Consider the following 25,810-nt stretch of genomic DNA (forward strand, 5'->3'; position numbering starts at 1 on the left):
CCGAGTAAAATAATAAAAGGCACCGAAAGGTGCCTTTTTTGTATTCTCTTTTTGAGATATTTAAACCTAATAGCGACTACTAAGCGGAAGTTCTATCAAGCTCCGGGAGGGACTGCGAGACTATCGGCGATTTGCTGAATTAATTCGTCCTCAACTTCAAAACGTACTTCTATGATCTCGCCAATCAAAGATAAGTTACTATCAAAATCACTTAAGTTGTCATCTTCAGCAATAGAAGCATATTTATCTGTGAAATTGAGTAGAGGCTCTGTTGTCAGAACGATCTTGCCATAGGTTTGGTTGATTTCATCTGTTGCTTCAAACCCAGTCGCGCGCCATTTATCCATGACCATGTCGTAGATCTTAAAATGTCCCTCTGAAATATAGTCGACAAGGTGTTGGCAGAATGACTGAAGTTCAGTCGCGGAAGGGAGTTTAGCAAGAGAAGGTTTTGTAGAGCAGGGCTGAAGATCAGCAAGCTTACAGTATTCGACGATTAATAATTGCCGTTTTTCTAGCCAATGATCGATGACTTCACTAGAGCCACCCCACTGTTCTTGCGTTTGTTTGAATTTATTTAGCATGACCATGCCCTCATGATCGGATCACATCTCCGGTGATCATTAAGCCTTGCTTGGCAAAGCGTTCTTAAAGGTATAAACCTTAGTCCTTACAGTAATTTATAGTCTGAATATTTCGTGACTACAAACTCTAGTATGAAATTAGATTGCCAGTAAAATAACGACACTGCAAGCAATGAGGATTAAACATGTCGAAGAAAGGTGAACTAAACCAAATAGAAAAAGCCTACTGGTGTGTTGTTTCAGGAAGTAACATTTTTTTGCAAGATCAACAGCTGCCATTTGGAACAGGGGAGAAGTATGGTTTTGAAAATGTTGATGCCATACAAATTGGAACTTACAACGGATTCCCAGTAATGTGGCTCAACGAAAGTGATTTAGTTGGTAATTTAGAACTCACGTCATTGCGTGACTGCTTACACTTTCCAGAAGAGTTATATCTGTTACTGAGTCGTGCGGTACAGTATGGCCATATGTATCAATCAATTCGTTTTTGCCCACAATGTGGTGGTCGCACACACTTGAACATCAATCAACTTGCAATGCAGTGCTCCGATTGTCGCGCACTACATTATCCGAGAGTATTTCCTTGTATTATTGTTGCGGTGCGCAATGAGAACCAAATATTGTTGGCGCAACACCCTCGCCACAGAAATGGTATGTATACCGTAATCGCCGGTTTTGTCGAGGTAGGAGAGACGTTGGAACAATGTGTAGAACGAGAAGTTTTTGAAGAAACGGGAATCCGAGTTAAGAATATTCGATATTACGGTAGCCAACCATGGGCCTTTCCAAGTAGCTTGATGGCTGCCTTTTTTGCGGATTATGAGTCGGGAAATATTAAGCCAGATTATACTGAACTCAGTGATGCTGGCTGGTTCTCGCCAGAAAATATGCCAGGGGTGGCTCCTAAAGGAACAATTGCACGTCAGTTGATTGATCAAACTGTATTAGAAATTGTAGAGAACAAAAAAAACCCTCCAATGAAGGAGGGGGTAAGTAAGATGTCGTTATGAGATGCTGAGTCTCAAGTACTCAGTATTGTAATTGTAGTTTTCGCTAGCAAACAAATTTTTAACACTGTTATTGTGTACTGGCAAACGAACTGTTCATCTAAAAGTTAATAACTTGATCCAGGTTGCAAAGCACGCAGCTTTTGAGATGGAAACAGTGTTAGAATACGAGCGAAATAAATGAAGTTAATTGAATTGGAATAACGGAATGACAGAATTAAAAAATGATCGTTATCTGCGCGCATTACTTAAAGAATCAGTAGACTACACACCTGTATGGATGATGCGTCAGGCTGGTCGTTATTTACCTGAGTATAAAGCCACACGTGCGCAAGCTGGCGACTTTATGTCTTTATGTAAAAATGCAGAACTTGCATCTGAAGTGACGCTTCAGCCATTGCGCCGTTTTCCTCTTGATGCAGCCATTTTATTTTCTGACATTCTAACGATTCCAGATGCAATGGGGCTTAGTCTACGTTTTGCAGCTGGTGAAGGCCCAGTGTTTGATAATCCAATTACCTGCAAAGCAGACGTAGAGAAAATCGGTCTGCCGGATCCTGAAGGTGAGCTGCAATATGTAATGAATGCAGTACGTCAGATCCGCAAAGATTTGAATGGTGATGTTCCACTGATTGGCTTCTCTGGCAGCCCTTGGACACTAGCAACTTATATGGTGGAAGGTGGCAGTTCAAAAGCATTCACTAAGATCAAGAAGATGATGTATGCAGAACCACAAACGCTGCACCTTCTGCTAGATAAACTGGCAGACAGCGTTATTGAATACCTAAACGCGCAAATTAAAGCGGGTGCGCAGTCTGTAATGGTGTTTGATACATGGGGAGGCGTTCTTACTCCACGTGATTACAACCTATTTTCACTTCAGTACATGCACAAGATTGTTGATGGTCTGATCCGTGAAAATGATGGTCGCCGTGTACCGGTGACACTATTTACGAAGAATGGTGGCATGTGGCTTGAACAAATCGCAGCTACTGGCTGTGATGCAGTGGGTCTGGACTGGACAATCAACATTGCAGACGCGAAAGCACGTATTGGTGATAAAGTGGCACTTCAAGGCAACATGGATCCATCAATGCTATATGCATCTCCTGACCGTATCCGAGAGGAAGTAGCAAGTATCCTTGAGGGGTTTGGTGATGCTGGTACTGGCCATGTATTCAACCTAGGTCACGGTATCCACTTAGATGTGCCGCCTGAAAATGCGGGTGTGTTTGTTGAAGCAGTACACGAACTCTCTAAGCCGTATCATAAATAACAAACTAATTAATAAAGCGTCTGGTCTAATCAGGCGCTTTTTTGTTATTGGCTAAACTACTGGTTATACTTCAAATACTGCTATTAAGGGATTACACGTAGAGATGAAAACTCGTGACAAGATCGTATTCGCTGCTCTTGAGTTGTTTAACAAACATGGAGAGCGGAACATAACGACTAACCATATTGCTGCTCACATCGATATTAGCCCTGGTAACCTCTACTATCACTATCGAAACAAGCAAGAAATTGTCCGAGAAATCTTTGCTTTATATTCGGCTGAGCTTTTAGAACGTTTCACTCCTTTTCAAGGGCAACAAGAAAGCTTAGTACTACTGAAACACTACCTTGATTCAATTTTTACCTTGATGTGGAAATATCGATTCTTCTACGCAAACTTGCCTGAAATTCTTCAGCGAGATGAAGTTCTTCACGACGATTATATACATGTTCAGGAAAAGCTGCAGAGTAACCTGATCAGTATTGTTAGAGCATTTATTGAACTTGAGTTACTGAATGTCGAAGAGGAAGAAATGCGTCCCTTTGTGACAACATTGCATTTGATTGCATCGAGTTGGCTTGGCTACCGCTCTGCAATGTCGGTAAAAACTCAAATAACTGAGCAAGTCGTCCATCAAGGAATGTTGCAGATGATTGCTGTTGTAAAGCCTAAAGCCACTAAGCAGGGATTGGAGCAGCTACAGTTGCTGGAAGAGGGGGTGAAAGCCATTCACGCCTAAAAGTCTATATGGCACTTTTTATTTTTTGAACAGTACTTGCAAGCGAAGTTGTGATCTGTATAATACGCCGCACTGACTTGTTCAGTTGTGAACCAATGAGCAGCGAGGAGCGGACTTATCTTTTGATAAGTTAGGTAATGTATACTCAGCTTATGTTCGCGGTTAATACAATTAGCTATCTATTCTTCGGAATAACTATTCCCAGAGGTGACTCTGATATATAGGGATAGTTAATCGAAAATTAACTGACAATGCATCCTAATCTTGGATGCTACGGTTTCACATGAATCAATCGGCATTCTCTCGTCTTGACGAGCTTGAGTGGCGATATTGTTTGTGTAATTTTTAATATTGGAGCTCTGTCTCATGCAGAACCAACGTATCCGTATCCGCCTTAAAGCTTTCGATTACAAACTAATCGATGCTTCTACAGCGGAAATCGTTGAAACAGCTAAGCGCACTGGCGCACAGGTTCGTGGTCCAATCCCACTACCTACTCGTAAAGAGCGTTTCACAGTTCTTATCTCTCCACACGTTAACAAAGATGCTCGTGATCAGTACGAAATCCGTACTCACAAACGTCTAATCGACATCGTTGAGCCAACAGACAAAACTGTTGATGCTCTGATGCGTCTAGACCTTGCTGCGGGCGTTGACGTACAAATTAGCCTAGGTTAAGGGAGATTAGAAGAATGATTGGTCTAATCGGTCGTAAAGTGGGTATGACCCGCGTATTTACTGAAGAAGGCGTTTCTATCCCAGTAACTGTTGTTGAGGTTGAAGCAAACCGTGTATCTCAAGTTAAAACTCTTGAGACAGATGGCTACGCAGCAATCCAGGTAACTACTGGTGCAAAGAAAGCTAACCGCGTATCTAAACCAGAAGCAGGTCACTTTGCAAAAGCAGGTGTTGAAGCTGGTCGTGGTCTTTGGGAATTCCGTTTGGAAAACGGTGAAGAGTTCGAAGTTGGTGCTGAGCTAACAGTTGAACTATTCAACGAAACTAAGAAAGTAGACGTTACTGGTACATCTAAGGGTAAAGGTTTCCAAGGCGCTGTTAAGCGTTGGAACTTCCGTACTCAAGATATGACTCACGGTAACTCATTGTCTCACCGTGCTCCTGGTTCTATCGGTCAATGTCAGACTCCAGGTCGCGTGTTTAAAGGCAAGAAAATGGCAGGTCACATGGGTGCTGAGCGTGTAACGACTCAAAACCTAGAGATCGTACGTGTTGACGCTGAGCGCAACCTGCTTCTTATTAAAGGTGCAGTCCCAGGCTCAACTGGCGGCAACGTGATCGTTAAACCAGCTGTTAAAGCATAACGTCTCAGGAGTAAGTAATGGAACTTATGGTTAAAGGTGCTGATGCACTAACTGTTTCTGAAACTACTTTCGGACGTGAGTTTAACGAAGCTCTTGTACACCAAGTAGTTGTTGCGTATGCAGCAGGTGCTCGTCAAGGTACACGTGCTCAGAAAACACGTTCAGAAGTATCTGGCGGTGGCGCTAAGCCATGGCGTCAAAAAGGTACTGGCCGCGCACGTGCTGGTACAATCCGTAGCCCAATCTGGCGTACAGGTGGTGTTACTTTTGCTGCGAAACCACAAGATCACAGCCAAAAAGTTAACAAGAAAATGTACCGTGGTGCTATGAAGAGCATTCTTTCTGAGCTAGTTCGTCAAGAACGTCTAATCGTTGTTGATAACTTCTCAGTAGAAGCGCCAAAAACTAAAGAGCTTGTAGCTAAGCTTAAAGAGCTTGAGCTAACTGACGCTCTAATCGTGACTAGCGAAGTAGATGAGAATCTATTCCTAGCTGCTCGTAACCTATACAAAGTTGACGCACGTGACGTAGCTGGTATTGATCCAGTTTCACTAATCGCGTTCGACAAAGTTGTAATGACTGCTGAAGCAGTTAAGCAAGTTGAGGAGATGCTAGCATGATCACTGAAGAGCGTATCCTAAAAGTTCTACGTGCTCCGCACATCTCTGAAAAAGCAACTATGGCTGCTGAAAAAGCGAACACTATCGTTTTTAAAGTAGCTAAAGATGCAACTAAAAAAGAGATCAAAGCAGCTGTAGAAAAGCTATTTGAAGTTGAAGTTAAGTCTGTAAATACTCTTATCACTAAGGGTAAGACCAAACGTCAAGGTCTACGCCAAGGTCGCCGCAGCGACGTTAAGAAAGCGTACGTTACTTTGAAAGAAGGTCAAGATCTTGACTTTGTTGGCGGCGCGGAATAACAGGAGTAGTTGAGAAATGGCTATTGTTAAATGTAAGCCGACTTCGGCTGGTCGTCGTCACGTTGTTAAAGTTGTTAACGCTGACCTACACAAAGGTAAGCCTTACGCACCTCTTCTAGAGAAAAACTCTAAGAACGGTGGTCGTAACAACAACGGTCGTATCACAGTACGTCACATCGGCGGTGGTCACAAACACCACTACCGTGTAATTGACTTCAAACGTACTAAAGATGGCATTCCAGCGAAAGTTGAGCGTCTAGAATACGATCCAAACCGTAGCGCAAACATTGCTCTAGTTCTGTACGCAGACGGTGAGCGTCGTTACATCATCGCACCTAAAGGTGTTCAAGCAGGTGACCAGATTCAATCTGGTGTGGATGCGCCAATTAAAGCAGGTAACACTCTGCCAATGCGCAATATCCCAGTAGGTTCTACTGTACACTGTGTTGAACTTAAACCTGGTAAAGGTGCTCAGCTAGCTCGTTCGGCTGGTGCTTATGCTCAAATCGTTGCTCGCGACGGTGCATACGTAACTATCCGTCTACGTTCTGGTGAGATGCGTAAAGTATTGTCTGAAGGCCGTGCAACAATCGGTGAAGTAGGCAATGCAGAACACATGCTACGTGAACTAGGTAAAGCTGGTGCTAACCGCTGGCGCGGTGTTCGTCCAACCGTTCGCGGTGTGGTAATGAACCCGGTTGACCACCCACACGGTGGTGGTGAAGGTCGCACATCTGGTGGTCGTCACCCAGTTTCTCCTTGGGGTATGCCAACTAAAGGCTTTAAGACCCGTAAGAACAAACGCACTGACAAGTACATCGTACGTCGTCGTAACAAGTAATCTATATAAGAGGATAAGCCATGCCACGTTCTCTCAAGAAAGGTCCATTTATTGACCTACACTTGCTGAAGAAGGTAGAGAAAGCGGTGGAAAGCGGAGACAAAAAGCCTATTAAGACTTGGTCCCGTCGCTCAATGATCATTCCTACAATGATCGGTTTGACCATCGCTGTCCATAATGGTCGTCAGCACGTACCAGTTTTCGTAACCGAAGAAATGATCGGTCACAAACTGGGCGAATTCGCACCAACTCGTACTTACCGCGGTCACGCTGCGGATAAGAAAGCTAAGAAGCGTTAAGGAGTAGATGATGGAAGCATTAGCTAAACATAACTTTGCTCGCATTTCGCCTCAGAAAGCTCGCTTAGTTGCAGATCAAATTCGTGGTAAATCAGTTGATCAAGCTCTAGAAATCTTGACGTTCAGCAACAAAAAAGCTGCTGATCTTATCAAGAAAGTTCTTGAATCAGCTATCGCGAACGCGGAGCACAACGAAGGTGCAGATATCGACGATCTATCAGTCGCTAAAATCTTCGTAGATGAAGGCCCGATCATGAAGCGTATTATGCCTCGTGCTAAAGGTCGTGCGGATCGTATCTTGAAGCGTTCAAGCCACATCACTGTTGTTGTTGCAGACGCTTGAGACTAGGAGAGTAAGCAATGGGTCAAAAAGTACATCCTAATGGTATTCGTTTAGGCATCGTTAAGCCTTGGAATGCTACTTGGTTTGCTAATACCAAAGAATTCGCTGACAACCTAGACGGCGACTTCAAGGTACGTCAGTTCCTTACTAAGGAACTACAAAAAGCATCTCTATCACGCATCGTTATCGAACGTCCAGCTAAGAGCATCCGTGTGACTATTCACACTGCTCGTCCTGGCGTTGTAATCGGTAAGAAAGGTGAAGACGTAGAGAAGCTACGCGCAGCTGTAGCTAAAATTGCAGGTGTACCAGCGCAAATTAACATCGCTGAAGTACGTAAACCTGAGTTAGATGCACAACTTGTTGGTGACAGCATCGCGTCTCAGCTAGAGCGTCGTGTTATGTTCCGTCGTGCTATGAAGCGCGCAGTACAAAACGCAATGCGTCTAGGCGCTAAAGGCATCAAAGTAGAAGTAAGTGGTCGTCTAGGCGGCGCTGAAATCGCACGTTCTGAGTGGTACCGTGAAGGCCGTGTGCCTCTACACACTCTACGTGCTGACATTGATTACGCAACTTCTTCGGCTCACACTCAATATGGTGTGATCGGCATTAAAGTTTGGATCTTCAAAGGTGAGATCCTAGGCGGTATGCCAGCAGCTAACGCTGTAGAGCCTAAAGGCGACAAGCCTAAGAAGCAGCGCAAAGGCCGTAAGTAAGGAGTCGACAGATGCTACAACCTAAACGTACTAAGTTCCGTAAGGTTCACACTGGTCGTAACCGCGGTCTTGCTAAAGGTACTGACGTAAGTTTCGGTACTTTCGGCTTGAAAGCTGTTGGCCGTGGTCGTCTAACTGCTCGTCAAATCGAAGCAGCACGTCGTGCAATGACGCGTCATGTTAAGCGTCAAGGTAAAATCTGGATCCGTGTGTTCCCAGACAAACCAATCACAGAAAAACCGCTTGAAGTTCGTCAAGGTAAGGGTAAAGGTAACGTTGAGTACTGGGTAGCCCAAATCCAACCTGGTAAGGTTATGTACGAAATGGACGGTGTACCTGAAGAATTGGCACGTGAAGCGTTCCGCCTAGCGGCTCGTAAACTGCCATTCAAGACTACATTTGTAACTAAGCAGGTGATGTGATGAAAGCACAAGATCTACGCGAAAAGAGCGTTGAAGAGCTTAACGCTGAGCTTTTGAATTTGCTACGTGAACAGTTCAACCTGCGCATGCAGGCTGCGACTGGTCAGCTACAGCAAACTCATACTCTGAAAGCTGTACGCCGTGATATCGCACGTGTGAAAACTGTTTTGACTGAGAAGGCAGGCGCATAATGAGCGAAGTAAAACGTACTCAACAAGGTCGTGTAGTTAGCGACAAGATGGACAAGTCTATCGTAGTTGCTATCGAGCGCATGGTTAAACACCCAATTTACGGTAAATTCGTAAAGCGCACGACTAAAGTACACGCACATGACGAAAACAATGAGTGTGGCCTAGGCGACACTGTTGAAATCGCAGAGTGTCGTCCACTGTCTAAGACTAAGTCTTGGACTTTGGTAAAAGTTGTAGAAAAGGCGAAGATGTAATCTTCACTTATCTATAAAGAAACGGCTCCAAAATTATTTTTGGAGCCGTTTATTTTTTGACTACCCAATCACAAAAAAGGGTGGTACAATTCGCGTCCCTTTTAAAGAGGCAGCCCGACCCGAGATGGGTCTAGTTTTAATATTTAGCGGAGCACTAACATGATCCAAATGCAAAGTATGCTGGACGCAGCTGATAACTCAGGCGCTCGCAGCGTAATGTGTATTAAGGTTCTGGGTGGCTCTCACCGCCGTTATGCACATATCGGTGACGTTATCAAAGTTACTGTTAAGGAAGCAATTCCTCGCGGTAAAGTTAAAAAAGGTGACGTTCTGAAGGCGGTGGTAGTTCGCACCCGTAAAGGCGTACGTCGTCCGGACGGTTCTGTCATTCGCTTCGACCGAAATGCTTGTGTATTGTTGAACGACAACACTGAGCAACCAATCGGTACACGTATCTTTGGTCCTGTGACACGCGAACTTCGTGGCGATAAGTTCATGAAGATCGTTTCACTGGCTCCAGAAGTTCTGTAAGGAGCACGTAAGATGGCAGCTAAAATCCGTCGTAATGACGAAGTAATCGTTCTTGCTGGTAAAGATAAAGGCAAGAAAGGTAAAGTAACTAAGGTTCTCGCAACTGGTAAAGTTATCGTAGAAGGTATCAACCTTGTTAAGAAACACCAGAAACCTGTTCCTGCTCTAGGTATCCAAGGTGGTATCGTTGAGCAAGAAGCAGCGATCGATGTTTCTAACGTGGCTATTTTCAACGCAGCTACTGGTAAAGCGGACCGTATCGGTTTCCGTTTTGAAGACGGCAAAAAAGTTCGTTTCTTCAAGTCTAACGGCGAAACCGTTTCTAACTAATAGAAGTAATTTGGAGTTCTACTATGGCGAAACTGCATGATTACTACAAGTCGTCTGTAGTCGCTGAACTGACCAAACAGTTCAGCTACACAAGCGTCATGCAAGTCCCTAGAATCGAGAAAATCACCCTAAACATGGGTGTTGGTGAAGCAATCAACGATAAGAAACTGCTAGAAAACGCAGCTGCTGATATGGCAACGATCTCTGGTCAAAAGCCACTTATCACTAAAGCTCGTAAATCTGTAGCAGGTTTCAAAATCCGTGAAGGCTACCCTATCGGTTGTAAAGTAACCTTGCGTGGCGAACGTATGTGGGATTTTCTTGAGCGTCTAATTTCGATCGCTCTTCCACGTGTACGTGACTTCCGTGGTGTTAGCGCTAAGTCTTTTGACGGTCGCGGTAACTACAGCATGGGCGTTCGCGAGCAAATCATCTTCCCGGAAATCGACTTTGATAAAGTTGATCGTGTGCGCGGTCTTGATATTACTATCACGACGTCTGCTGGCACTGATGAGGAAGGCCGTGCTCTGCTGGCTGCCTTTAACTTCCCATTCCGTAAGTAAGGTGAAGGGTTACTGTTATGGCTAAACAATCAATGAAAGCACGTGAAGCTAAACGTGCGAAGCTAGTAGCTAAGTTCGCTGAAAAGCGTGCAGCGCTAAAAGCTATCATCAGCGATGTAAACGCATCTGAAGAAGATCGTTGGAACGCGGTTCTAAAACTGCAAACTCTTCCACGTGATTCAAGTGCATCACGTCAGCGCAACCGTTGTAACCAAACTGGTCGTCCACACGGTTACCTACGTAAGTTCGGTCTAAGCCGTATTAAGGTTCGTGAAGCTTGCATGAAAGGCGAGATTCCGGGTCTTCGTAAGGCTAGCTGGTAATTGCCACTTTTAATCATTTGGAGTAAATCATATGAGCATGCAAGATCCGATTTCGGATATGCTGACCCGCATTCGTAACGGTCAGGCAGCAAACAAAGTTGCTGTTAAGATGCCTTCTTCAAAGCTTAAAGTTGCAATCGCTGCACTACTAAAAGCTGAAGGTTACATCACTGACTTCGCTGTTGAAGGCGACGTAAAACCTGAGCTAGAAGTTACTCTTAAGTACTTCCAAGCTAAACCAGTTATCGAGCAACTAAAGCGTGTTTCACGTCCAGGTCTGCGCGTCTACAAGAACAAAGACTCGCTACCATCTGTAATGGGTGGTCTAGGTGTTGCTATCGTTTCAACTTCCAAGGGTCTGATGTCAGACCGTGCTGCACGTAAAGCAGGTCTTGGTGGTGAAATCATCTGCTACGTAGCGTAATAGGAGTAGAATATGTCTCGTGTTGCTAAAGCACCTGTCGCTATTCCAGCTGGCGTAGAGGTGAAACTAAACGGCCAAGAAATCACTGTAAAAGGTGCTAAAGGCGAACTGTCTCGCGTTCTTAATGACGCAGTAGTTGTCGCTCAGGAAGATAACAACCTTACTTTCGGTCCTAAAGAAGGTGTTGCTAACGCATGGGCACAAGCAGGTACTGCTCGCGCTCTAGTTAACAACATGGTTGTTGGTGTTACTGAAGGCTTTACTAAGAAGCTAACTCTTAAAGGTGTTGGTTACCGTGCTGCTATTAAAGGCAACGCTGTAGGTCTAACACTTGGCTTCTCTCACCCTGTTGAGCACGAGTTGCCAGCGGGTATTAAAGCTGAATGTCCAAGCCAAACTGAAATCGTGATCACTGGTTGTGACAAACAACTTGTTGGTCAAGTAGCGGCTGACATTCGTTCTTACCGTGAGCCTGAGCCTTATAAAGGTAAAGGTGTTCGTTACGCAGATGAAAATGTGCGTACTAAAGAAGCTAAGAAGAAGTAAGGTAACACTATGGATAAGAAAGCATCTCGCATCCGTCGTGCTACACGTGCACGTCGTAAGATTGCAGAACTGGGTGCAACTCGCCTAGTAGTACACCGTACTCCTCGTCACGTGTACGCTCAGGTTATCGCATCAAACGGCTCTGAGGTTATCGCTTCAGCTTCTACTGTAGAAAAAGCGATCCGTGAGCAAGTGAAATACACTGGTAACATCGATGCAGCTAAAGCAGTAGGTAAAGCTATTGCTGAACGCGCTCTTGAAAAAGGCGTTGAAGCAGTTGCATTTGATCGTTCTGGTTTCCAATACCACGGTCGAGTAGCGGCGCTAGCAGAATCTGCTCGCGAAGCTGGTCTGAAATTCTAAGGTAGGGTTGGAAGATGGCTAAAGAACAACAAGTTCAAGCGAATGATTTGCAAGAAAAGCTGATCGCAGTTAACCGTGTTTCTAAGACGGTTAAAGGTGGTCGAATCATGAGCTTTACTGCACTAACAGTTGTTGGTGACGGTAACGGTCGTGTAGGTTTCGGTTACGGCAAAGCTCGTGAAGTACCTGCAGCGATTCAAAAAGCAATGGAAAAAGCACGTCGTAACATGACTACGATCGCGCTTAACGAAGGCACTCTTCACCACCCAGTGAAAGGTCGCCATTCGGGCTCTAAAGTTTACATGCAGCCTGCTGCAGAAGGTACAGGTGTTATCGCCGGTGGTGCGATGCGTGCAGTACTAGAAGTTGCTGGTGTACACAACGTACTATCTAAAGCATACGGTTCTACGAACCCTATCAACATCGTTCGTGCAACGATCGATGCACTAGGTAGCATGAAGTCGCCAGAAATGGTTGCTGCTAAACGTGGTCTAACTGTTGAATCTATTTCGGAGTAAGCACACGATGGCAACTATTAAAGTAACTCAAACTAAAAGCTCAATTGGTCGTCTACCTAAGCACAAAGCTACGCTTCGTGGTCTAGGTCTTCGTAAAATCAACCACACAGTAGAACTTGAAGATACACCGTGCGTACGCGGTATGATCAACAAGGTTTACTACATGGTTAAAGTTGAGGAGTAATCAGAATGCGTTTGAATACTCTATCACCGGCTGCGGGTTCTAAGCCTTCTGCGAAGCGCGTAGGTCGTGGTATCGGTTCTGGTCTTGGTAAAACAGGTGGCCGTGGTCACAAAGGTCAAAAATCACGTTCTGGCGGTAAAGTTCGCCCAGGTTTCGAAGGCGGTCAAATGCCTCTGAAACAACGTCTACCTAAATTCGGTTTCACTTCTCGTAAGAGCCTAGTGTCTGCTGAAGTTCGTCTAGCTGAGCTAGCGAAAGTAACTGGTGACGTGGTTGATCTAAACAGCCTTAAAGCTGCTAACGTAATCACTAAGAACATCGAATTTGTTAAAGTTGTTCTTTCTGGTGAAATTAACAAAGCAGTGACTGTTAAAGGTCTACGTGTGACTAAAGGCGCTAAAGCTGCAATCGAAGCTGCAGGCGGTAAAATCGAGGAATAATCTCGAGGAACGAGGTACAGATGGCTAAGAAACCAGGACAAGATTTTCGTAGTGCTCAGAGCGGCTTAAGTGAGCTAAAGTCGCGCTTATTATTCGTAATTGGTGCACTTTTAGTATTCCGAGCCGGCTCTTTTGTGCCGATTCCTGGTATTGACGCTGCTGTACTTGCCGATTTGTTCGAACAGCAAAAAGGTACCATCGTTGAAATGTTTAACATGTTCTCCGGTGGTGCTCTTGAGCGTGCATCTATCTTAGCATTGGGCATCATGCCGTATATTTCGGCATCTATTGTTGTCCAATTGCTAACAGTAGTTCATCCAGCGTTAGCGGAACTCAAAAAAGAGGGTGAAGCAGGCCGTCGTAAGATAAGCCAATATACACGCTATGGCACGCTTGTACTTGCAACATTCCAGGCTATTGGTATTGCAACAGGCTTACCAAACATGGTCGATAATCTGGTTGTTATCAACCAAACCATGTTTACGCTAATTGCTACCGTAAGTTTAGTAACCGGCACCATGTTTCTTATGTGGTTAGGTGAACAAATTACAGAGCGTGGAATAGGTAACGGTATATCGTTACTAATTTTCGCAGGTATTGTTGCTGGGTTGCCTTCTGCAATCGGTCAAACAATCGAGCAAGCGCGTCAAGGTGAATTGCATGTACTTCTTCTGCTGTTGATTGGTGTACTAGCTTTTGCAGTAATTTACTTCGTTGTTTTCATGGAGCGTGGTCAACGTAAAATCGTTGTGAACTACGCGAAGCGTCAACAAGGTCGTAAAGTATTTGCTGCGCAAAGCACTCACTTGCCACTTAAAATTAATATGGCAGGTGTTATTCCAGCAATCTTTGCATCAAGCATTATTTTGTTCCCAGGAACATTGGCGCAATGGTTTGGTCAGAATGGTGAGAGCAGCGCGTTCGGTTGGTTAACTGACGTGTCTTTAGCTCTTAGCCCAGGTCAACCTTTGTATGTCATGCTTTATGCCGCAGCGATTATTTTCTTCTGTTTCTTCTACACGGCGTTGGTTTTCAACCCGAGAGAGACAGCAGATAACTTGAAGAAGTCCGGTGCATTCGTACCCGGCATCCGCCCAGGTGAGCAGACAGCTAAGTATATTGATAAAGTAATGACACGTTTAACCCTTGCTGGTGCACTGTACATTACGTTTATCTGTCTGATTCCAGAGTTTATGATGGTCGCGTGGAACGTACGTTTCTACTTCGGCGGTACATCTCTACTAATCGTAGTAGTTGTAATCATGGACTTTATGGCACAGGTACAGACTCATCTGATGTCTCAACAGTATGATTCTGTGTTGAAAAAAGCAAACCTGAAAGGCTACGGCCGATAATCAGGTTTCATTACGGAGTTTAGCAATGAAAGTTCGTGCTTCCGTTAAAAAAATCTGCCGTAACTGTAAAGTAATCAAGCGTAACGGTGTTGTACGCGTGATTTGCAGTGAGCCAAAGCACAAGCAGCGCCAAGGCTAATCAGCAGAAATTTTTACTTGAAATATAAGGTAGTGTCGAGTATATTCCTCGGCCTACCTTTTGCGTGCAAAAGAAGTAGTATTCCGCAGCGTATCCTCTACGGGCTTTGCTGCGGCTAATTCTTTTATGAAACACTAGGAGTGAATAATGGCCCGTATAGCAGGCATTAACATTCCTGATCAAAAACATGCTGTAATCGCACTAACAGCGATTTATGGCATCGGTAAAACTCGCTCTCAGGCAATTTTGGCTGAAGTGGGTATTGCTGAAGATGTTAAGATCAGTGAACTAACTGAAGAGCAGATCGATCAACTGCGTGATGGTGTAGCTAAGTACACTGTAGAAGGTGATCTACGTCGTGAAGTATCTATGAACATCAAGCGTCTAATGGACCTTGGCTGTTACCGTGGTCTTCGTCATCGTCGCAGTCTACCACTACGTGGACAGCGTACTAAAACCAATGCTCGCACCCGTAAGGGTCCGCGTAAGCCGATCAAGAAATAATCGGGAAGGTAGAGTACAATGGCTAAACAACCAACTCGCGCTCGTAAGCGCGTACGCAAGCAAGTTGCAGATGGCGTTGCGCACATTCATGCATCTTTCAATAACACAATCGTAACTATCACTGACCGTCAAGGTAATGCACTAGCTTGGGCTACTGCTGGTGGTTCAGGTTTCCGCGGTTCTCGTAAGTCTACTCCGTTTGCTGCACAGGTTGCTGCAGAGCGTTGTGCTGAAATGGCTAAAGAATACGGCCTAAAGAACTTGGAAGTTATGGTTAAGGGTCCAGGTCCAGGTCGTGAATCTACTGTTCGCGCACTGAACGCTGCTGGTTTCCGCATCACTAATATTGTTGATGCTACACCAATCCCACATAACGGTTGTCGTCCACCTAAGAAACGTCGCGTATAACGTTTCTGGGAAGATTGGAGAAAGATCATGGCAAGATATTTGGGTCCTAAGCTGAAGCTTAGCCGTCGTGAAGGCACTGACTTATTCCTTAAGTCTGGTGTACGCGCGATCGATACCAAGTGTAAAATTGATAACGCACCAGGTGTACACGGCGCTCGTCGCGGTCGTCTATCTGAGTATGGCGTTCAGCTTCGTGAGAAGCAAAAAGTTCGTCGTATGTACGGCGTTCTAGAAAAACAATTCCGTAACTACTACAAAGAAGCTGCTCGCCTTAAAGGCAACACAGGTGAAAACCTACTTCAGCTTCTTGAAGGTCGTCTTGATAACGTAGTTTACCGTATGGGCTTTGGTGCAACTCGCGCAGAAGCACGTCAGCTAGTGAGCCACAAAGCTATTCTAGTTAACGGTAAAGTTGTAAACGTTCCTTCTTTCAAAGTTGCGGCAAACGACGTTGTTGCTATTCGTGAGAAAGCTAAAAAGCAAGCTCGCATCAAAGCAGCTCTAGAAGTTGCAGAACAACGCGAAAAACCAACTTGGATTGAAGTAGATGGTGGTAAGATGGAAGGTACGTTCAAGCGTATGCCTGAGCGTTCAGATCTATCTGCTGACATCAACGAACAATTGATCGTCGAGCTTTACTCTAAGTAAGGTTTAAACTAAAGAGAGGACACAATGCAGGGTTCTGTAACAGAATTTCTTAAGCCACGTCTTGTTGACATTGAACAAATCAGCACGACTCACGCAAAAGTAACTCTTGAGCCGTTAGAGCGTGGTTTTGGCCATACTCTGGGTAATGCACTTCGCCGTATTCTACTATCTTCTATGCCGGGTTGTGCCGTTACTGAAGTAGAGATTGAAGGCGTTCTACACGAATACAGCACTAAAGAAGGTGTTCAGGAAGATATTCTTGAAATCCTTCTAAACCTTAAAGGTTTGGCTGTACGCGTTGCCGAAGGCAAAGATGAAGTGTTTATTACGCTAAACAAATCAGGCTCGGGCCCTGTGGTTGCAGGTGACATCACCCATGACGGTGATGTAGAGATCGCTAACCCAGAACACGTTATTTGTCACCTAACGGATGACAACGCTGAAATCGCTATGCGCATTAAAGTTGAACGTGGTCGCGGTTATGTTCCTGCTTCTGCTCGTATCCATACTGAAGAAGATGAGCGTCCAATTGGCCGCCTACTGGTTGATGCAACATACAGCCCGGTAGATAAAATTGCTTATTCTGTTGATGCTGCTCGTGTAGAGCAACGTACTGACTTAGATAAGCTAGTCATCGATATGGAAACGAATGGTACTCTAGACCCTGAGGAAGCAATCCGTCGTGCGGCTACTATCCTAGCTGAACAATTGGATGCGTTCGTAGATCTTCGTGATGTACGTGTACCTGAGGAGAAGGAAGAGAAGCCTGAATTCGATCCGATCCTACTGCGTCCTGTAGACGATCTTGAACTAACAGTTCGCTCTGCTAACTGTTTGAAAGCAGAAGCGATTCACTACATCGGTGATCTTGTACAGCGTACTGAGGTTGAGCTACTTAAAACGCCAAACCTTGGTAAGAAATCTCTTACTGAGATCAAAGACGTACTTGCATCACGTGGTCTATCTCTGGGCATGCGCCTAGAAAATTGGCCACCAGCGTCTATCGCTGAAGATTAATCGATACTAGTTAGAAGGATTAGGTCATGCGCCATCGTAAGAGTGGTCGTCAACTCAACCGCAACAGCAGTCATCGCAAAGCGATGTTCAGCAACATGGCTAGCTCTCTAGTACGTCATGAAGTTATCAAGACTACACTGCCAAAAGCAAAAGAGCTACGTCGCGTAGTTGAGCCTTTGATTACACTAGCTAAGACTGACAGCGTTGCTAACCGTCGTCTAGCATTTGCACGTACTCGTGATAACGAAGTAGTTGCAAAACTATTTAACGAACTAGGTCCACGTTTTGCTGCTCGTCAGGGCGGTTACACTCGTATCCTAAAAGCTGGCTTCCGTGCTGGTGATAAAGCTCCAATGGCTTACATTGAGCTTGTAGATCGCCCAGCTGCTGAAGAAGCTGCTGAGTAATCAGGTTCCTAAGAACTAAAAAGCCGAGCGTAAGCTCGGCTTTTTTGTATCTGTGACTTTCTAAAAGAAGTGACTCTAGCCTTTGCTTCTCTTATAAAACTCAGTGTTACTGCCAAATTGCTCCTAATGAGCTAAGCAGAGATGAGCTTGCTCCCTGAGACTTCAATGACTCGATGATGATGGGGGAGAAGCTATTCACCATTGAAGTATCCATACCCAAGCTTGAAAAAGTACTATCTACAGCACTACTGGTTGTTATCATTGAAGTTAATCCGCTATTCTCTAAGGCTTCATAACCTGGTACTAGCGAACCAAGCTCATTATTTTGACTTGGTTTCAATGTGTTTTGTGCAAGTGCTAAAAGAGAGCCAACCCCCCCGATAGCTTGATCCGTTGATACATTAGTCACTCCTTGTATAGACTCTATTAATGCGGAGTCTAAATTTCCCTGTGTTGACCAAGCTTGTAGTGCAGCCATGGCTACACTTGTTGCGATAGTTGTATAGTTAGTCTCTGAAGAGGTTTGTGTATTTGGAGAACTGTTACTTTGACATCCAAGCAAAGTTGTACCAGTTAATACAGCAGCGATGAGAAACTTATTCATTTACAATCCTTATAGTTATTAAAAGTGATATGAGAATCATATACAAAAAAAATGGCGATACAAAAGTATCGCCATTATTTAACCTTAATTCGCTGCTAGATTATAGGATATCTAGTAGTTCAACTTCGAATACTAGTGCTGCAAATGGAGGAATAGCTGCACCTGCACCACGCTCACCGTATGCGAGATCTTGTGGGATGTATAGTTTCCACTTAGAACCAACAGGCATTAGTTGAAGTGCTTCAACCCAACCTTTAATTACGCCAGTTACTGGGAATTCTGCTGGTTGACCGCGAGATACAGAGCTGTCGAATACAGTACCGTCAGTTAGCTCACCGTGGTAGTGAACACGTACTTGCTTATCTGAAGTTGGAATTTCACCAGTGCCTTCTGTGATCACTTCGTATTGAAGGCCTGACTCAAGTACAGTAACTTCTGGGCGTAGTGCATTGTCTTTTAGAAATGCTTCACCGTCAGCTGCAGCAGCTTTTGCCGCTTCTTGGCGTGCAGCTTCAGCGCGAGTGTGAAGCTCTTGAAGTGCTTTGTTGATCTCATCAATTTCAATAGATGGCATATCACCAGTAAGTGCTGTTGCAATACCTGCTGCAATTGCGTCAACACTTAGGCCTTCTAAGCCAGAACCTGCTAGCTGTTGGCCCATTTGTAGACCGATACCGTAGCTTGCTTTTTGCTCTACAGTTTCAAATTTAACTTCAGACATGATGTCTCTCTCGGTTGAGGATGAAAGGCTAAAGGATACCAGCTTAAACTTGGAGTTTAAACGTTGGGTCGCATTTGCGTTTGTCATTCGAACGTAATGAGAGTTCGATCTTGTTTTTTTCTTGTCACAGTAAGATTTTACCTGCACATTACCTAATCGCATCGATATCTCTATACTCAGAGCATTCCTATTCTTATACTTACCTTAGTTCTATAGCGAGAGACATTAAGCGATGAATCGCAGAAGAAAAAAGCAGCAGAAAACAGATTATTTGGCATTGCTAAAGGAGCACTGGTCAAAGTTCGAGATTGCTCCGTATAAGCAAAAAGTTGTTGAACTCTGGCAAATGTTGCCTAAGTTTCATCAGCGAGCTCTTCTGATCGTTGTTCCTGTTGTCACGTTAATAGCCATTATCCCATTCCCAAGGGCGGAAAATGGTATAACTACACCACAATCCAATAACACGCAGAGAGTAGAAGTCGATATCAACACTTCGGGTTTGAGTGAACAATTTGATTCTGCAATTAGCGGTACAAAATCTGATGTATGGCAAGAGTACGTTGTAAAAAATGGCGATACATTAGCTCAAGTTTTTCGAACTAATGGCTTGCCAATGGCAGATCTGAACGCATTGGTGAAAGTTGAAGGGAACGACAAACCACTCAGTTACATAAAAAAAGGCCAATTGGTTCGCTATAAGCTTGCGAAAGATGGCTCCTTAGATATTCTCCAGCTGGAAAAAAAAGCAGGCTCGGTCATGTTTTTTCGGTTGTCTGATGGTGGTTTTGGTCGCAGTAAATAGACATTACCATTTATTTCCTAGTAACACTTTCCACGGCATTAGGGGAAGCAAAATCATTGCAATTCCTAATGTCGTCAACCAATCTGGTATCTCGTTAAACCACATGAAACCAAATAGGGCGACAAATACTAAGCCAGAATTTTCAGCTATTGCTATTTTGGCTGCCGGTGCTCGTTGGTAGGCTCTTACAGCCAAGCCGTTGTAAGCAAGGATAAGGCCTGCACTGCATAAGATGAGTAATAAGTGCTTTATCGACGTTGGCTGCCAATACAATATTGCTAAGAACCCTGATACCGGTAGTGAGAGTAGGCTGGTCCAAAATAGTGTACTGATGAGAGGTTGTACACTGTCGATTTTTCTAGCACTGATATTAAATAAAGCCAATGTTACTGCCGTACCAAGTGCAAACCAAGCTGCCCAATGAAATTCTGAAGGCCTCAATACCACAAGAACACCAATAAAGCCGAATAACGCGAGTAGTATGTTTGTAATACTGGGCGATTCTCGTAGCAATAAAGCGGATAAAGGTAGCATCAATAATGGACCAGCATAAAAGACGGCATTTGCAGTAGCTAAGGGTAAATGAGTGATGGCAACGAACATGCATCCGCTACCCAAGATGATTAGATGTGCTCTTGCAATATGGAGCATCGGTGTATGGATTTGCCTTTGTTGTTTGGTCAACCGCAACCATAGAGGGCCAATTACGATCACAGATAATAATTGGCGGATGAAAATGTATTGAAAGGTGGAGATTTCGCCATTAAGTAACTTTACAGCAACATCGGAAAGAGAGGCAAATAAATTGCCCATAATGAGTAACAGTATCGCGAAATATGTGGCTTCAAGTTTCACTGACCACCATCTCGTTTCATGTCTATGTGGGGTATGTCATCTTCCAAATACACTGCCGAGGTCTGGTTAAATCCATACTTGGTGTAAAACTGTATTAAGTGTTCTTGAGCGCCGATTTCGATATCTTGATCAGGCCATAGCTGATGGCATGCGTGCAAAGCTTGTTCAAGCAATTGATGGCCAATACCTGTTCCTCTGAATTCAGCTGAGGTGGCAACACGTCCGATACTGACTGACGGATAACTCACTCCTTTCGGTAATAAACGTGCGCATGCTGCGAGTTTCCCATGACTGTAACCCAAAAGATGATGTACTCCCGGTTGATGATCTTTGTCATCAAGCTCTGGGTATGGGCACGTTTGCTCAACAACGAACACATCCACTCTCAATTTGAGCAGTTGATAAAGTTGTTGGGCCGTTAGTTGAGAAAAAGGAAGAAGCTGCCAAGTGAGCATGTAATGTAAGTCCCTCTATAATCCGATGACGTAGAGCGACTGTAACAACTCCAGCCTCTTTCAGCATTAACAATTGTTAACTTGAAATACGTTTTTTAATCCGGCTTAAGCTAATAGGTGTGATACCGAGGTAGGCAGCGATCTGGCAGTCATTGACTCGTTCAACGAGGTTTGGAAAGTTTTGGCGTAATAGCTCATAGCGCTCTTCTGCTGTATAGAGCAACATGAAACGTTCTTTGTTCTCTTTGTACATCAGTTGAGTTTCAAGCAGCTTTATGTAAAGGCTGTGTTTCTCTTCACGCCAGCGACGCAAGGTTTCTACTGGTAGACATAACATTTTACAAGGAGTGAGAGATTCAATTAAGTATGGCGAAGGTTGATGCTTTATGAGGCTTTCAAATCCGATGACCCAATCCTGTTCCCAGTAAAACTCTTTGCTGAATTCTTTGCCTTTCTCAGTTAGGTAGGCGGCGTGACATATGCCTTCTATGATGAAGTAAACATCGCTCGCTTCCTCACCTTGATGCACCAATATGTGCCTTGTTGGTAACTCTAATGGCGTCGCTAAATCGCACAGTTCTTGAATTTCATCTTGGGTAAAACCATGTGCATCTAAATTGTTAATAAAGCTCTGTTCCATCACCAACCTCTCAATAAAAAGCCGCAATCTAAATTGCGGCTTGGTAAAGTATACAACTTAACGTTATTTTTGAAGGTCAATTCGATAAACCGCAAAACCTACATCATCAGTAGCGACTCGTTTCATTGGATATTGGCCTTTCTCTTTAATGAACTCAGCCGCTTTCTCGCTTGGTGACGTTTCGAATCGGATATCTAGTTTCTTCTCTGATTTGATTGGTGCAAATGACCAATTGTTATCTGCACTTGGTGTAAATTCTCCTTTTTCGTGGCTTACACGAGTGATATATGCAGCGATAACTGAACGGTTTTCATCAGGAGAGTCAAAAGCAACAAACTCAGAGCCAGTGCCAGGGAATTTGTTGCTGTATGCGCGGTAGTTGTTGGTAGCAATAATGAAGTTCTGCTTCATATCGATTGGTTTACCTTGATAGGTTAGGTTCACGATACGCTCTGCACTATCATTTACTAGTTTACAATCACCATCGTATTTCGCCGGTGTGGTTACATCGATTTGATAGTTGAGGCCATCAATCACGTCGAAGTTATAGGTACGGAAACCGTCCCAATCGATTAAGCTTTGTGGGGCAGTGCTGTTAACATCAATCTGCTTAAACTGACCTGCGGTACATTCCAGCCATTCTTTCACCTCTTTACCCGTAACTTTCATTGCCACAAGAGTATTTGGATACAGGTAAAGATCCGCTGCGTTGCGGAATGTAAGTTGGCCTGATTCTACTTCAGTAAAATTCGCCGGATCGTTTTTACGTCCACCTGCTTTAAATGGCGCCGCGGCAGAAAGTACAGGGATATCTGCGAGATCTGGGTCGCCCTGAATAAAGCGTTCAACATAATCTTTTTGTGCCAAGTTTACGATTTGTACGGTTGGGTCATCCTGTACTAATGCCAAAAAGCTGTACATTACATCGCTGGCTTTACCAATTGGTTGGTTAACAAAATCTCGAGTTCCTTTATGGTCAGCGGCCAGCGCTTTTACCATTTCAGAGTCTGCTTCTGCTAATGATTGTTTTGTCTTTTTATTAAAGATAGGGCGGGCTTCCGATTGGCCTTTCACGACCACCCATTTTCCGTCTTGTTCCTTGAGTTCAAGATCAATCACACCAACATGGCTACCCCAACGGCCTGGCATGACGGCGGCGACACCATTAATGGTACCTTTTTGGTTATCGATACCTTTTAGATCATCGAAACCCTTACCCGGAAAAACAGCATGTGAGTGACCGAATGCAATCGCATCAATACCTTCCACTTCTGATAGGTAATAGGTGGAGTTTTCTTCTCCAAGTTTGTGCGGATCCATCGATACACCAGAGTGAGGAATCGCAACAATGACGTCAGCCCCTTCTTTCTTCATTTGAGGAACCAGTTTTTCAGCTGTTTCCTTAATATCTTTAGCAAACACTTTGCCTTCAAGGTTTTTCTTATCCCAAACCATAATTTGAGGTGGGACAAAGCCGATGTAGCCCACTTTGATTTGGTGCTCTACACCGTCGCTATCTTTAAAAGTGTGTGCTTTGATGATGTAAGGCTTGAAGTAGTGTTCACCTGTTTTCTTATCAAAAACGTTAGCACTGATGTAAGGGAAATCGGCATCATTAATGGTTTCGGCCAAGAACTCTAAGCCGTAGTTGAATTCGTGGTTACCGATATTACCAACATCATAATTGAGCTGGTTCATCGCTTTATAAACTGGGTGTACTTCACCTTCTTTAATGCCTTTTGAGGCCATGTAGTCGCCCATCGGGCTACCTTGGATCAAGTCACCATTATCAACCAATACACTATTTTCCACTTCTGCACGGGCTTGTTTCACTAATGTAGCAGCACGAGTTAAACCAATTTTTTGTGATGGCTTATCTTTGTAGTAATCGTAGTCCATAACATTTGTGTGGATGTCTGTGGTCTCGATGATACGCAATTTAATGGTGTCTGCCATCGCTGGGCCTGCCATAGTTAACAGGCCGCCAAGTACAGCAAGGGATAAAGGTTTCACTGCGACTTTCATTGTTGTGCTCCGATAGAGGGGGTTAAGTGAACCCGCATAATGTAACAAAACCTTATGTAACAATGTGTTTAGTAAGCATTAAATTGTGATTTTGAGCGTTTGCTAAATGCGCTTCTGCAACGAGCGTCTCACCTTTAGGGAGTGAAGAATCTATTCCCTTATCAGTATTTCGAATAAAAAATGAAATTTTAGAATTTCAGGTAATATAAAGAGAGCGCCATAATGCATTTTATTCACAAGGAATAAATGGTGATTATGGTTATGAAGGAAAGCGTTTCTCAGTTCCCGCTCAGTAGCGTGAGAAATAATACCTCTACATTTCAGAAGGTAGTCCAAAGTCAATTACGCCCCGGAGAAGTCGCTTTAGTAGGCGCAGGTCCTGGTGATCCTGAATTGCTCACACTTAAAGCGTTGTCTTTCCTTCAACAAGCTGATGTCGTTTTGTATGACTACTTAGTGTCAGACGACATTATGGCGCTTGTTCCATCTTCCACGATTTTGGTCTGCGTTGGTAAGCGCGCAGGTCACCATAGTGTTCCTCAAGAAAAAACCAATCAATTAATTGTTGATTTTGCCCGTCAGGGGCATCGCGTTGTGCGGATTAAAGGGGGCGATCCTTTTGTATTTGGACGTGGTGGAGAAGAGCTTGAAGTTCTGGCTGATGCCGGGATTGCGTTTCAAGTGATCCCTGGTATTACCGCTGCTGCCGGGGCAACAGCTTATGCAGGAATTCCATTAACTCACCGTGATTATGCTCAATCGGCAATGTTTGTGACCGGTCACTTAAAAGCTGAAACCGATGATATGGATTGGTCGACACTGGCTCGTGGGCACCAAACGCTGGTGATCTACATGGGGTTGATGAAGTCTTCGTATATCCAGCAGCAATTAATTGAACACGGTCGAGCTCTAAGTACACCAATCGCCATTATTGAGCGTGGTACTCAGGCGGATCAGAAAATTTTCAAAGGCCAGCTTTCACAATTGGCAGAACTTGCAAAAGATGCCCAATCTCCAGCGTTGATCGTGGTAGGAGAAGTTGTGGCTTTATCTGAAAAATTACATTGGTTTGGCAGTGAGGAGTCTGCGGAACCACTAAGACATTATGCGTAAGGCAATAAAGTTAAGCCCACTCGCTCAAGCAGAGTAGCAAAGGAAGCATAAACATGGACCAACAACGTTTAACCCACCTGAAACAGCTCGAAGCGGAAAGTATTCATATCATCCGTGAAGTTGCAGCAGAATTTGATAACCCAGTGATGATGTACTCCATTGGTAAAGATTCGTCAGTGATGTTGCATTTAGCACGTAAGGCGTTTTACCCAGGCAAAATTCCATTCCCACTTCTTCATGTGGATACCGATTGGAAATTTAAAGAGATGATTGAGTTTCGCGATCGTACTGCAGAAAAGTATGGCTTTGAGCTTTTGGTTCATAAGAACCCTGAAGGTCTAGCAATGGGTTGTAGCCCTTTTGTTCATGGCTCCTCTAAACATACGGACATCATGAAAACTCAAGGCTTGAAGCAAGCTCTGAACAAGTACGGTTTTGATGCCGCATTCGGTGGTGCACGCCGTGATGAAGAAAAGTCTCGTGCGAAAGAGCGTGTGTATTCATTCCGTGACAAGAACCATACCTGGGATCCTAAAAACCAGCGTCCTGAGTTATGGCGTACCTATAACGGTCAAATTAACAAGGGTGAAAGTATCCGCGTATTCCCATTATCAAACTGGACAGAGCTGGATATTTGGCAATACATCTACCTAGAAAATATTGAAATTGTGCCATTGTATTTAGCGGATAAGCGCCCAGTGGTTGAGCGTGATGGCATGTTGATCATGGTTGATGACGATCGAATGGAACTTGAGCCTGGGGAAGTTATTGAAGAAAAGAGTGTTCGTTTCAGAACTCTGGGTTGCTATCCACTGACAGGGGCGATTGAGTCAGAAGCGAAGACGTTAACCGGCATTATTGAAGAGATGCTAGTTGCCACATCGAGTGAACGTCAGGGACGAGCGATCGACCACGATCAGTCTGGATCGATGGAACTGAAAAAACGCCAAGGCTACTTCTAAAAGATCTAAGGAAAGAA

Annotated in this window: 40 protein-coding genes and 1 pseudogene; 34 read left to right on the forward strand and 7 right to left on the reverse strand. The window is 44.2% G+C overall.

The genetic code is table 11. The features are described from left to right. Positions 1 to 95: 95 nt before the first annotated feature. On the reverse strand, positions 96 to 590 hold the full coding sequence (gene rsd, locus ACQEXU_RS18565) for a sigma D regulator (RefSeq protein ID WP_367987451.1): 495 nt from the start codon (positions 588 to 590) through the stop codon (positions 96 to 98). Between the two features lie 179 nt (positions 591 to 769). Between rsd and nudC the strand changes: the two genes are divergently transcribed. The 31 genes from nudC (at position 770) to rplQ (ending at position 17,616) form a co-directional block, all read left to right on the forward strand. After that, on the forward strand, positions 770 to 1,597 hold the full coding sequence (gene nudC, locus ACQEXU_RS18570) for an NAD(+) diphosphatase (RefSeq protein WP_427011880.1): 828 nt from the start codon (positions 770 to 772) through the stop codon (positions 1,595 to 1,597). 205 nt (positions 1,598 to 1,802) lie between these two features. After that, the gene (gene hemE, locus ACQEXU_RS18575; protein WP_427011881.1) at positions 1,803 to 2,870 is read left to right on the forward strand and encodes a uroporphyrinogen decarboxylase; all 1,068 of its coding nucleotides are present in this window, start codon (positions 1,803 to 1,805) and stop codon (positions 2,868 to 2,870) included. 103 nt (positions 2,871 to 2,973) lie between these two features. Further along, positions 2,974 to 3,609 (forward strand): TetR/AcrR family transcriptional regulator, encoded by a 636-nt coding sequence (locus tag ACQEXU_RS18580; protein ID WP_427011882.1) that lies wholly within the window; start codon positions 2,974 to 2,976, stop codon positions 3,607 to 3,609. Between the two features lie 366 nt (positions 3,610 to 3,975). After that, positions 3,976 to 4,287: a 30S ribosomal protein S10 gene (rpsJ, locus tag ACQEXU_RS18585; protein WP_001181007.1), complete on the forward strand. Its 312-nt coding sequence runs from the start codon at positions 3,976 to 3,978 to the stop codon at positions 4,285 to 4,287. Positions 4,288 to 4,301: 14 nt separating this feature from the next. After that, positions 4,302 to 4,931 carry a 50S ribosomal protein L3 gene (gene rplC, locus ACQEXU_RS18590; RefSeq protein ID WP_367987447.1) on the forward strand — a complete coding sequence of 210 codons (630 nt, stop codon included), beginning with the start codon at positions 4,302 to 4,304 and terminating at the stop codon, positions 4,929 to 4,931. A gap of 17 nt (positions 4,932 to 4,948) precedes the next feature. Beyond that, positions 4,949 to 5,551 (forward strand): 50S ribosomal protein L4, encoded by a 603-nt coding sequence (gene rplD / locus ACQEXU_RS18595; RefSeq protein WP_005379556.1) that lies wholly within the window; start codon positions 4,949 to 4,951, stop codon positions 5,549 to 5,551. Continuing rightward, positions 5,548 to 5,850 (forward strand): 50S ribosomal protein L23, encoded by a 303-nt coding sequence (rplW, locus tag ACQEXU_RS18600; protein WP_004398471.1) that lies wholly within the window; start codon positions 5,548 to 5,550, stop codon positions 5,848 to 5,850. The genes rplD and rplW overlap by 4 nt, the downstream gene beginning before the upstream one ends. A gap of 16 nt (positions 5,851 to 5,866) precedes the next feature. Beyond that, on the forward strand, positions 5,867 to 6,691 hold the full coding sequence (gene rplB / locus ACQEXU_RS18605) for a 50S ribosomal protein L2 (RefSeq protein WP_367987446.1): 825 nt from the start codon (positions 5,867 to 5,869) through the stop codon (positions 6,689 to 6,691). 20 nt (positions 6,692 to 6,711) lie between these two features. Continuing rightward, entirely contained in the window at positions 6,712 to 6,990 is a 279-nt protein-coding gene (rpsS, locus tag ACQEXU_RS18610; protein ID WP_005435078.1) for a 30S ribosomal protein S19, read from the forward strand. Positions 6,991 to 7,000: 10 nt separating this feature from the next. After that, on the forward strand, positions 7,001 to 7,333 hold the full coding sequence (gene rplV, locus ACQEXU_RS18615) for a 50S ribosomal protein L22 (RefSeq protein WP_367989214.1): 333 nt from the start codon (positions 7,001 to 7,003) through the stop codon (positions 7,331 to 7,333). 17 nt (positions 7,334 to 7,350) lie between these two features. Next, a complete protein-coding gene (gene rpsC, locus ACQEXU_RS18620) occupies positions 7,351 to 8,049 on the forward strand; it encodes a 30S ribosomal protein S3 (protein ID WP_070962697.1) in 699 nt (232 codons plus the stop codon). 11 nt (positions 8,050 to 8,060) lie between these two features. After that, positions 8,061 to 8,471: a 50S ribosomal protein L16 gene (gene rplP / locus ACQEXU_RS18625; protein ID WP_021704472.1), complete on the forward strand. Its 411-nt coding sequence runs from the start codon at positions 8,061 to 8,063 to the stop codon at positions 8,469 to 8,471. Further along, the gene (rpmC, locus tag ACQEXU_RS18630; RefSeq protein ID WP_004410456.1) at positions 8,471 to 8,662 is read left to right on the forward strand and encodes a 50S ribosomal protein L29; all 192 of its coding nucleotides are present in this window, start codon (positions 8,471 to 8,473) and stop codon (positions 8,660 to 8,662) included. Before rplP ends, rpmC begins: the two co-directional genes overlap by 1 nt. Continuing rightward, complete coding sequence (rpsQ, locus tag ACQEXU_RS18635) at positions 8,662 to 8,916, forward strand: 30S ribosomal protein S17 (RefSeq protein ID WP_367987445.1); 255 nt, start codon at positions 8,662 to 8,664, stop codon at positions 8,914 to 8,916. The genes rpmC and rpsQ overlap by 1 nt, the downstream gene beginning before the upstream one ends. A gap of 159 nt (positions 8,917 to 9,075) precedes the next feature. Next, entirely contained in the window at positions 9,076 to 9,447 is a 372-nt protein-coding gene (gene rplN / locus ACQEXU_RS18640) for a 50S ribosomal protein L14 (protein ID WP_004410450.1), read from the forward strand. A 12-nt stretch (positions 9,448 to 9,459) separates the two neighbouring features. Continuing rightward, positions 9,460 to 9,777 carry a 50S ribosomal protein L24 gene (rplX, locus tag ACQEXU_RS18645; protein ID WP_005455662.1) on the forward strand — a complete coding sequence of 106 codons (318 nt, stop codon included), beginning with the start codon at positions 9,460 to 9,462 and terminating at the stop codon, positions 9,775 to 9,777. 23 nt (positions 9,778 to 9,800) lie between these two features. Beyond that, entirely contained in the window at positions 9,801 to 10,340 is a 540-nt protein-coding gene (rplE, locus tag ACQEXU_RS18650) for a 50S ribosomal protein L5 (RefSeq protein WP_005450569.1), read from the forward strand. 17 nt (positions 10,341 to 10,357) lie between these two features. Then, positions 10,358 to 10,663 (forward strand): 30S ribosomal protein S14, encoded by a 306-nt coding sequence (rpsN, locus tag ACQEXU_RS18655; RefSeq protein WP_367987444.1) that lies wholly within the window; start codon positions 10,358 to 10,360, stop codon positions 10,661 to 10,663. Positions 10,664 to 10,694: 31 nt separating this feature from the next. Next, on the forward strand, positions 10,695 to 11,087 hold the full coding sequence (rpsH, locus tag ACQEXU_RS18660; RefSeq protein ID WP_367987442.1) for a 30S ribosomal protein S8: 393 nt from the start codon (positions 10,695 to 10,697) through the stop codon (positions 11,085 to 11,087). Positions 11,088 to 11,099: 12 nt separating this feature from the next. Then, entirely contained in the window at positions 11,100 to 11,633 is a 534-nt protein-coding gene (gene rplF, locus ACQEXU_RS18665) for a 50S ribosomal protein L6 (RefSeq protein WP_367987441.1), read from the forward strand. 9 nt (positions 11,634 to 11,642) lie between these two features. Beyond that, positions 11,643 to 11,996 carry a 50S ribosomal protein L18 gene (rplR, locus tag ACQEXU_RS18670; protein ID WP_367987440.1) on the forward strand — a complete coding sequence of 118 codons (354 nt, stop codon included), beginning with the start codon at positions 11,643 to 11,645 and terminating at the stop codon, positions 11,994 to 11,996. A gap of 14 nt (positions 11,997 to 12,010) precedes the next feature. Further along, positions 12,011 to 12,514, forward strand: a complete 504-nt coding sequence (gene rpsE, locus ACQEXU_RS18675; protein WP_004745894.1) for a 30S ribosomal protein S5 — start codon at positions 12,011 to 12,013, stop codon at positions 12,512 to 12,514. 7 nt (positions 12,515 to 12,521) lie between these two features. Further along, positions 12,522 to 12,698: a 50S ribosomal protein L30 gene (gene rpmD / locus ACQEXU_RS18680; RefSeq protein WP_000201159.1), complete on the forward strand. Its 177-nt coding sequence runs from the start codon at positions 12,522 to 12,524 to the stop codon at positions 12,696 to 12,698. Positions 12,699 to 12,703: 5 nt separating this feature from the next. After that, positions 12,704 to 13,138, forward strand: a complete 435-nt coding sequence (rplO, locus tag ACQEXU_RS18685) for a 50S ribosomal protein L15 (RefSeq protein WP_367987439.1) — start codon at positions 12,704 to 12,706, stop codon at positions 13,136 to 13,138. 20 nt (positions 13,139 to 13,158) lie between these two features. Next, a complete protein-coding gene (gene secY, locus ACQEXU_RS18690) occupies positions 13,159 to 14,493 on the forward strand; it encodes a preprotein translocase subunit SecY (protein ID WP_367987438.1) in 1,335 nt (444 codons plus the stop codon). A 25-nt stretch (positions 14,494 to 14,518) separates the two neighbouring features. Further along, positions 14,519 to 14,632, forward strand: coding sequence for a 50S ribosomal protein L36 (gene rpmJ, locus ACQEXU_RS18695; protein ID WP_000868186.1), 114 nt, complete (start codon positions 14,519 to 14,521; stop codon positions 14,630 to 14,632). Between the two features lie 147 nt (positions 14,633 to 14,779). Beyond that, the gene (gene rpsM, locus ACQEXU_RS18700) at positions 14,780 to 15,136 is read left to right on the forward strand and encodes a 30S ribosomal protein S13 (RefSeq protein ID WP_005450559.1); all 357 of its coding nucleotides are present in this window, start codon (positions 14,780 to 14,782) and stop codon (positions 15,134 to 15,136) included. 18 nt (positions 15,137 to 15,154) lie between these two features. After that, the gene (rpsK, locus tag ACQEXU_RS18705) at positions 15,155 to 15,544 is read left to right on the forward strand and encodes a 30S ribosomal protein S11 (RefSeq protein ID WP_001118870.1); all 390 of its coding nucleotides are present in this window, start codon (positions 15,155 to 15,157) and stop codon (positions 15,542 to 15,544) included. Positions 15,545 to 15,571: 27 nt separating this feature from the next. Beyond that, positions 15,572 to 16,192, forward strand: a complete 621-nt coding sequence (gene rpsD / locus ACQEXU_RS18710) for a 30S ribosomal protein S4 (RefSeq protein WP_367987437.1) — start codon at positions 15,572 to 15,574, stop codon at positions 16,190 to 16,192. A gap of 24 nt (positions 16,193 to 16,216) precedes the next feature. Then, positions 16,217 to 17,209, forward strand: a complete 993-nt coding sequence (locus tag ACQEXU_RS18715) for a DNA-directed RNA polymerase subunit alpha (RefSeq protein WP_367987436.1) — start codon at positions 16,217 to 16,219, stop codon at positions 17,207 to 17,209. 26 nt (positions 17,210 to 17,235) lie between these two features. Further along, the gene (rplQ, locus tag ACQEXU_RS18720; protein ID WP_005383141.1) at positions 17,236 to 17,616 is read left to right on the forward strand and encodes a 50S ribosomal protein L17; all 381 of its coding nucleotides are present in this window, start codon (positions 17,236 to 17,238) and stop codon (positions 17,614 to 17,616) included. Between the two features lie 106 nt (positions 17,617 to 17,722). On the opposite strand, the gene ACQEXU_RS18725 is transcribed toward rplQ, so the two are convergent. Continuing rightward, positions 17,723 to 18,220 carry a DUF2780 domain-containing protein gene (locus tag ACQEXU_RS18725; RefSeq protein ID WP_427011883.1) on the reverse strand — a complete coding sequence of 166 codons (498 nt, stop codon included), beginning with the start codon at positions 18,218 to 18,220 and terminating at the stop codon, positions 17,723 to 17,725. A gap of 100 nt (positions 18,221 to 18,320) precedes the next feature. Next, the gene (locus ACQEXU_RS18730; protein WP_367987434.1) at positions 18,321 to 18,941 is read right to left on the reverse strand and encodes an FKBP-type peptidyl-prolyl cis-trans isomerase; all 621 of its coding nucleotides are present in this window, start codon (positions 18,939 to 18,941) and stop codon (positions 18,321 to 18,323) included. A 232-nt stretch (positions 18,942 to 19,173) separates the two neighbouring features. Between ACQEXU_RS18730 and ACQEXU_RS18735 the strand changes: the two genes are divergently transcribed. After that, positions 19,174 to 19,743 (forward strand): LysM-like peptidoglycan-binding domain-containing protein, encoded by a 570-nt coding sequence (locus ACQEXU_RS18735; RefSeq protein WP_427011884.1) that lies wholly within the window; start codon positions 19,174 to 19,176, stop codon positions 19,741 to 19,743. A 3-nt stretch (positions 19,744 to 19,746) separates the two neighbouring features. Here ACQEXU_RS18735 and ACQEXU_RS18740 read toward each other — a convergent pair whose 3' ends face one another. The 4 genes from ACQEXU_RS18740 to cpdB form a co-directional block, all read right to left on the reverse strand. Continuing rightward, positions 19,747 to 20,556, reverse strand: a complete 810-nt coding sequence (locus ACQEXU_RS18740) for a DMT family transporter (RefSeq protein WP_427011908.1) — start codon at positions 20,554 to 20,556, stop codon at positions 19,747 to 19,749. Between the two features lie 38 nt (positions 20,557 to 20,594). Further along, on the reverse strand, positions 20,595 to 21,053 hold the full coding sequence (locus tag ACQEXU_RS18745) for a GNAT family N-acetyltransferase (protein ID WP_427011885.1): 459 nt from the start codon (positions 21,051 to 21,053) through the stop codon (positions 20,595 to 20,597). A 76-nt stretch (positions 21,054 to 21,129) separates the two neighbouring features. Then, entirely contained in the window at positions 21,130 to 21,693 is a 564-nt protein-coding gene (locus ACQEXU_RS18750; RefSeq protein WP_427011886.1) for a Crp/Fnr family transcriptional regulator, read from the reverse strand. A gap of 63 nt (positions 21,694 to 21,756) precedes the next feature. Continuing rightward, on the reverse strand, positions 21,757 to 23,718 hold the full coding sequence (gene cpdB, locus ACQEXU_RS18755) for a 2',3'-cyclic-nucleotide 2'-phosphodiesterase (protein WP_427011887.1): 1,962 nt from the start codon (positions 23,716 to 23,718) through the stop codon (positions 21,757 to 21,759). A gap of 255 nt (positions 23,719 to 23,973) precedes the next feature. Between cpdB and cobA the strand changes: the two genes are divergently transcribed. Both cobA and cysD read left to right on the forward strand, forming a co-directional pair. Continuing rightward, positions 23,974 to 24,831, forward strand: a complete 858-nt coding sequence (cobA, locus tag ACQEXU_RS18760; protein WP_427011909.1) for a uroporphyrinogen-III C-methyltransferase — start codon at positions 23,974 to 23,976, stop codon at positions 24,829 to 24,831. A 41-nt stretch (positions 24,832 to 24,872) separates the two neighbouring features. After that, positions 24,873 to 25,793, forward strand: a pseudogene (cysD, locus tag ACQEXU_RS18765) (sulfate adenylyltransferase subunit CysD); the annotation flags it as partial. Positions 25,794 to 25,810 lie beyond the last annotated feature (17 nt).

The sequence above is a fragment of the Vibrio sp. TRT 21S02 genome, from assembly GCF_050113675.1.
In the GTDB taxonomy this organism is placed as follows: domain Bacteria; phylum Pseudomonadota; class Gammaproteobacteria; order Enterobacterales; family Vibrionaceae; genus Vibrio.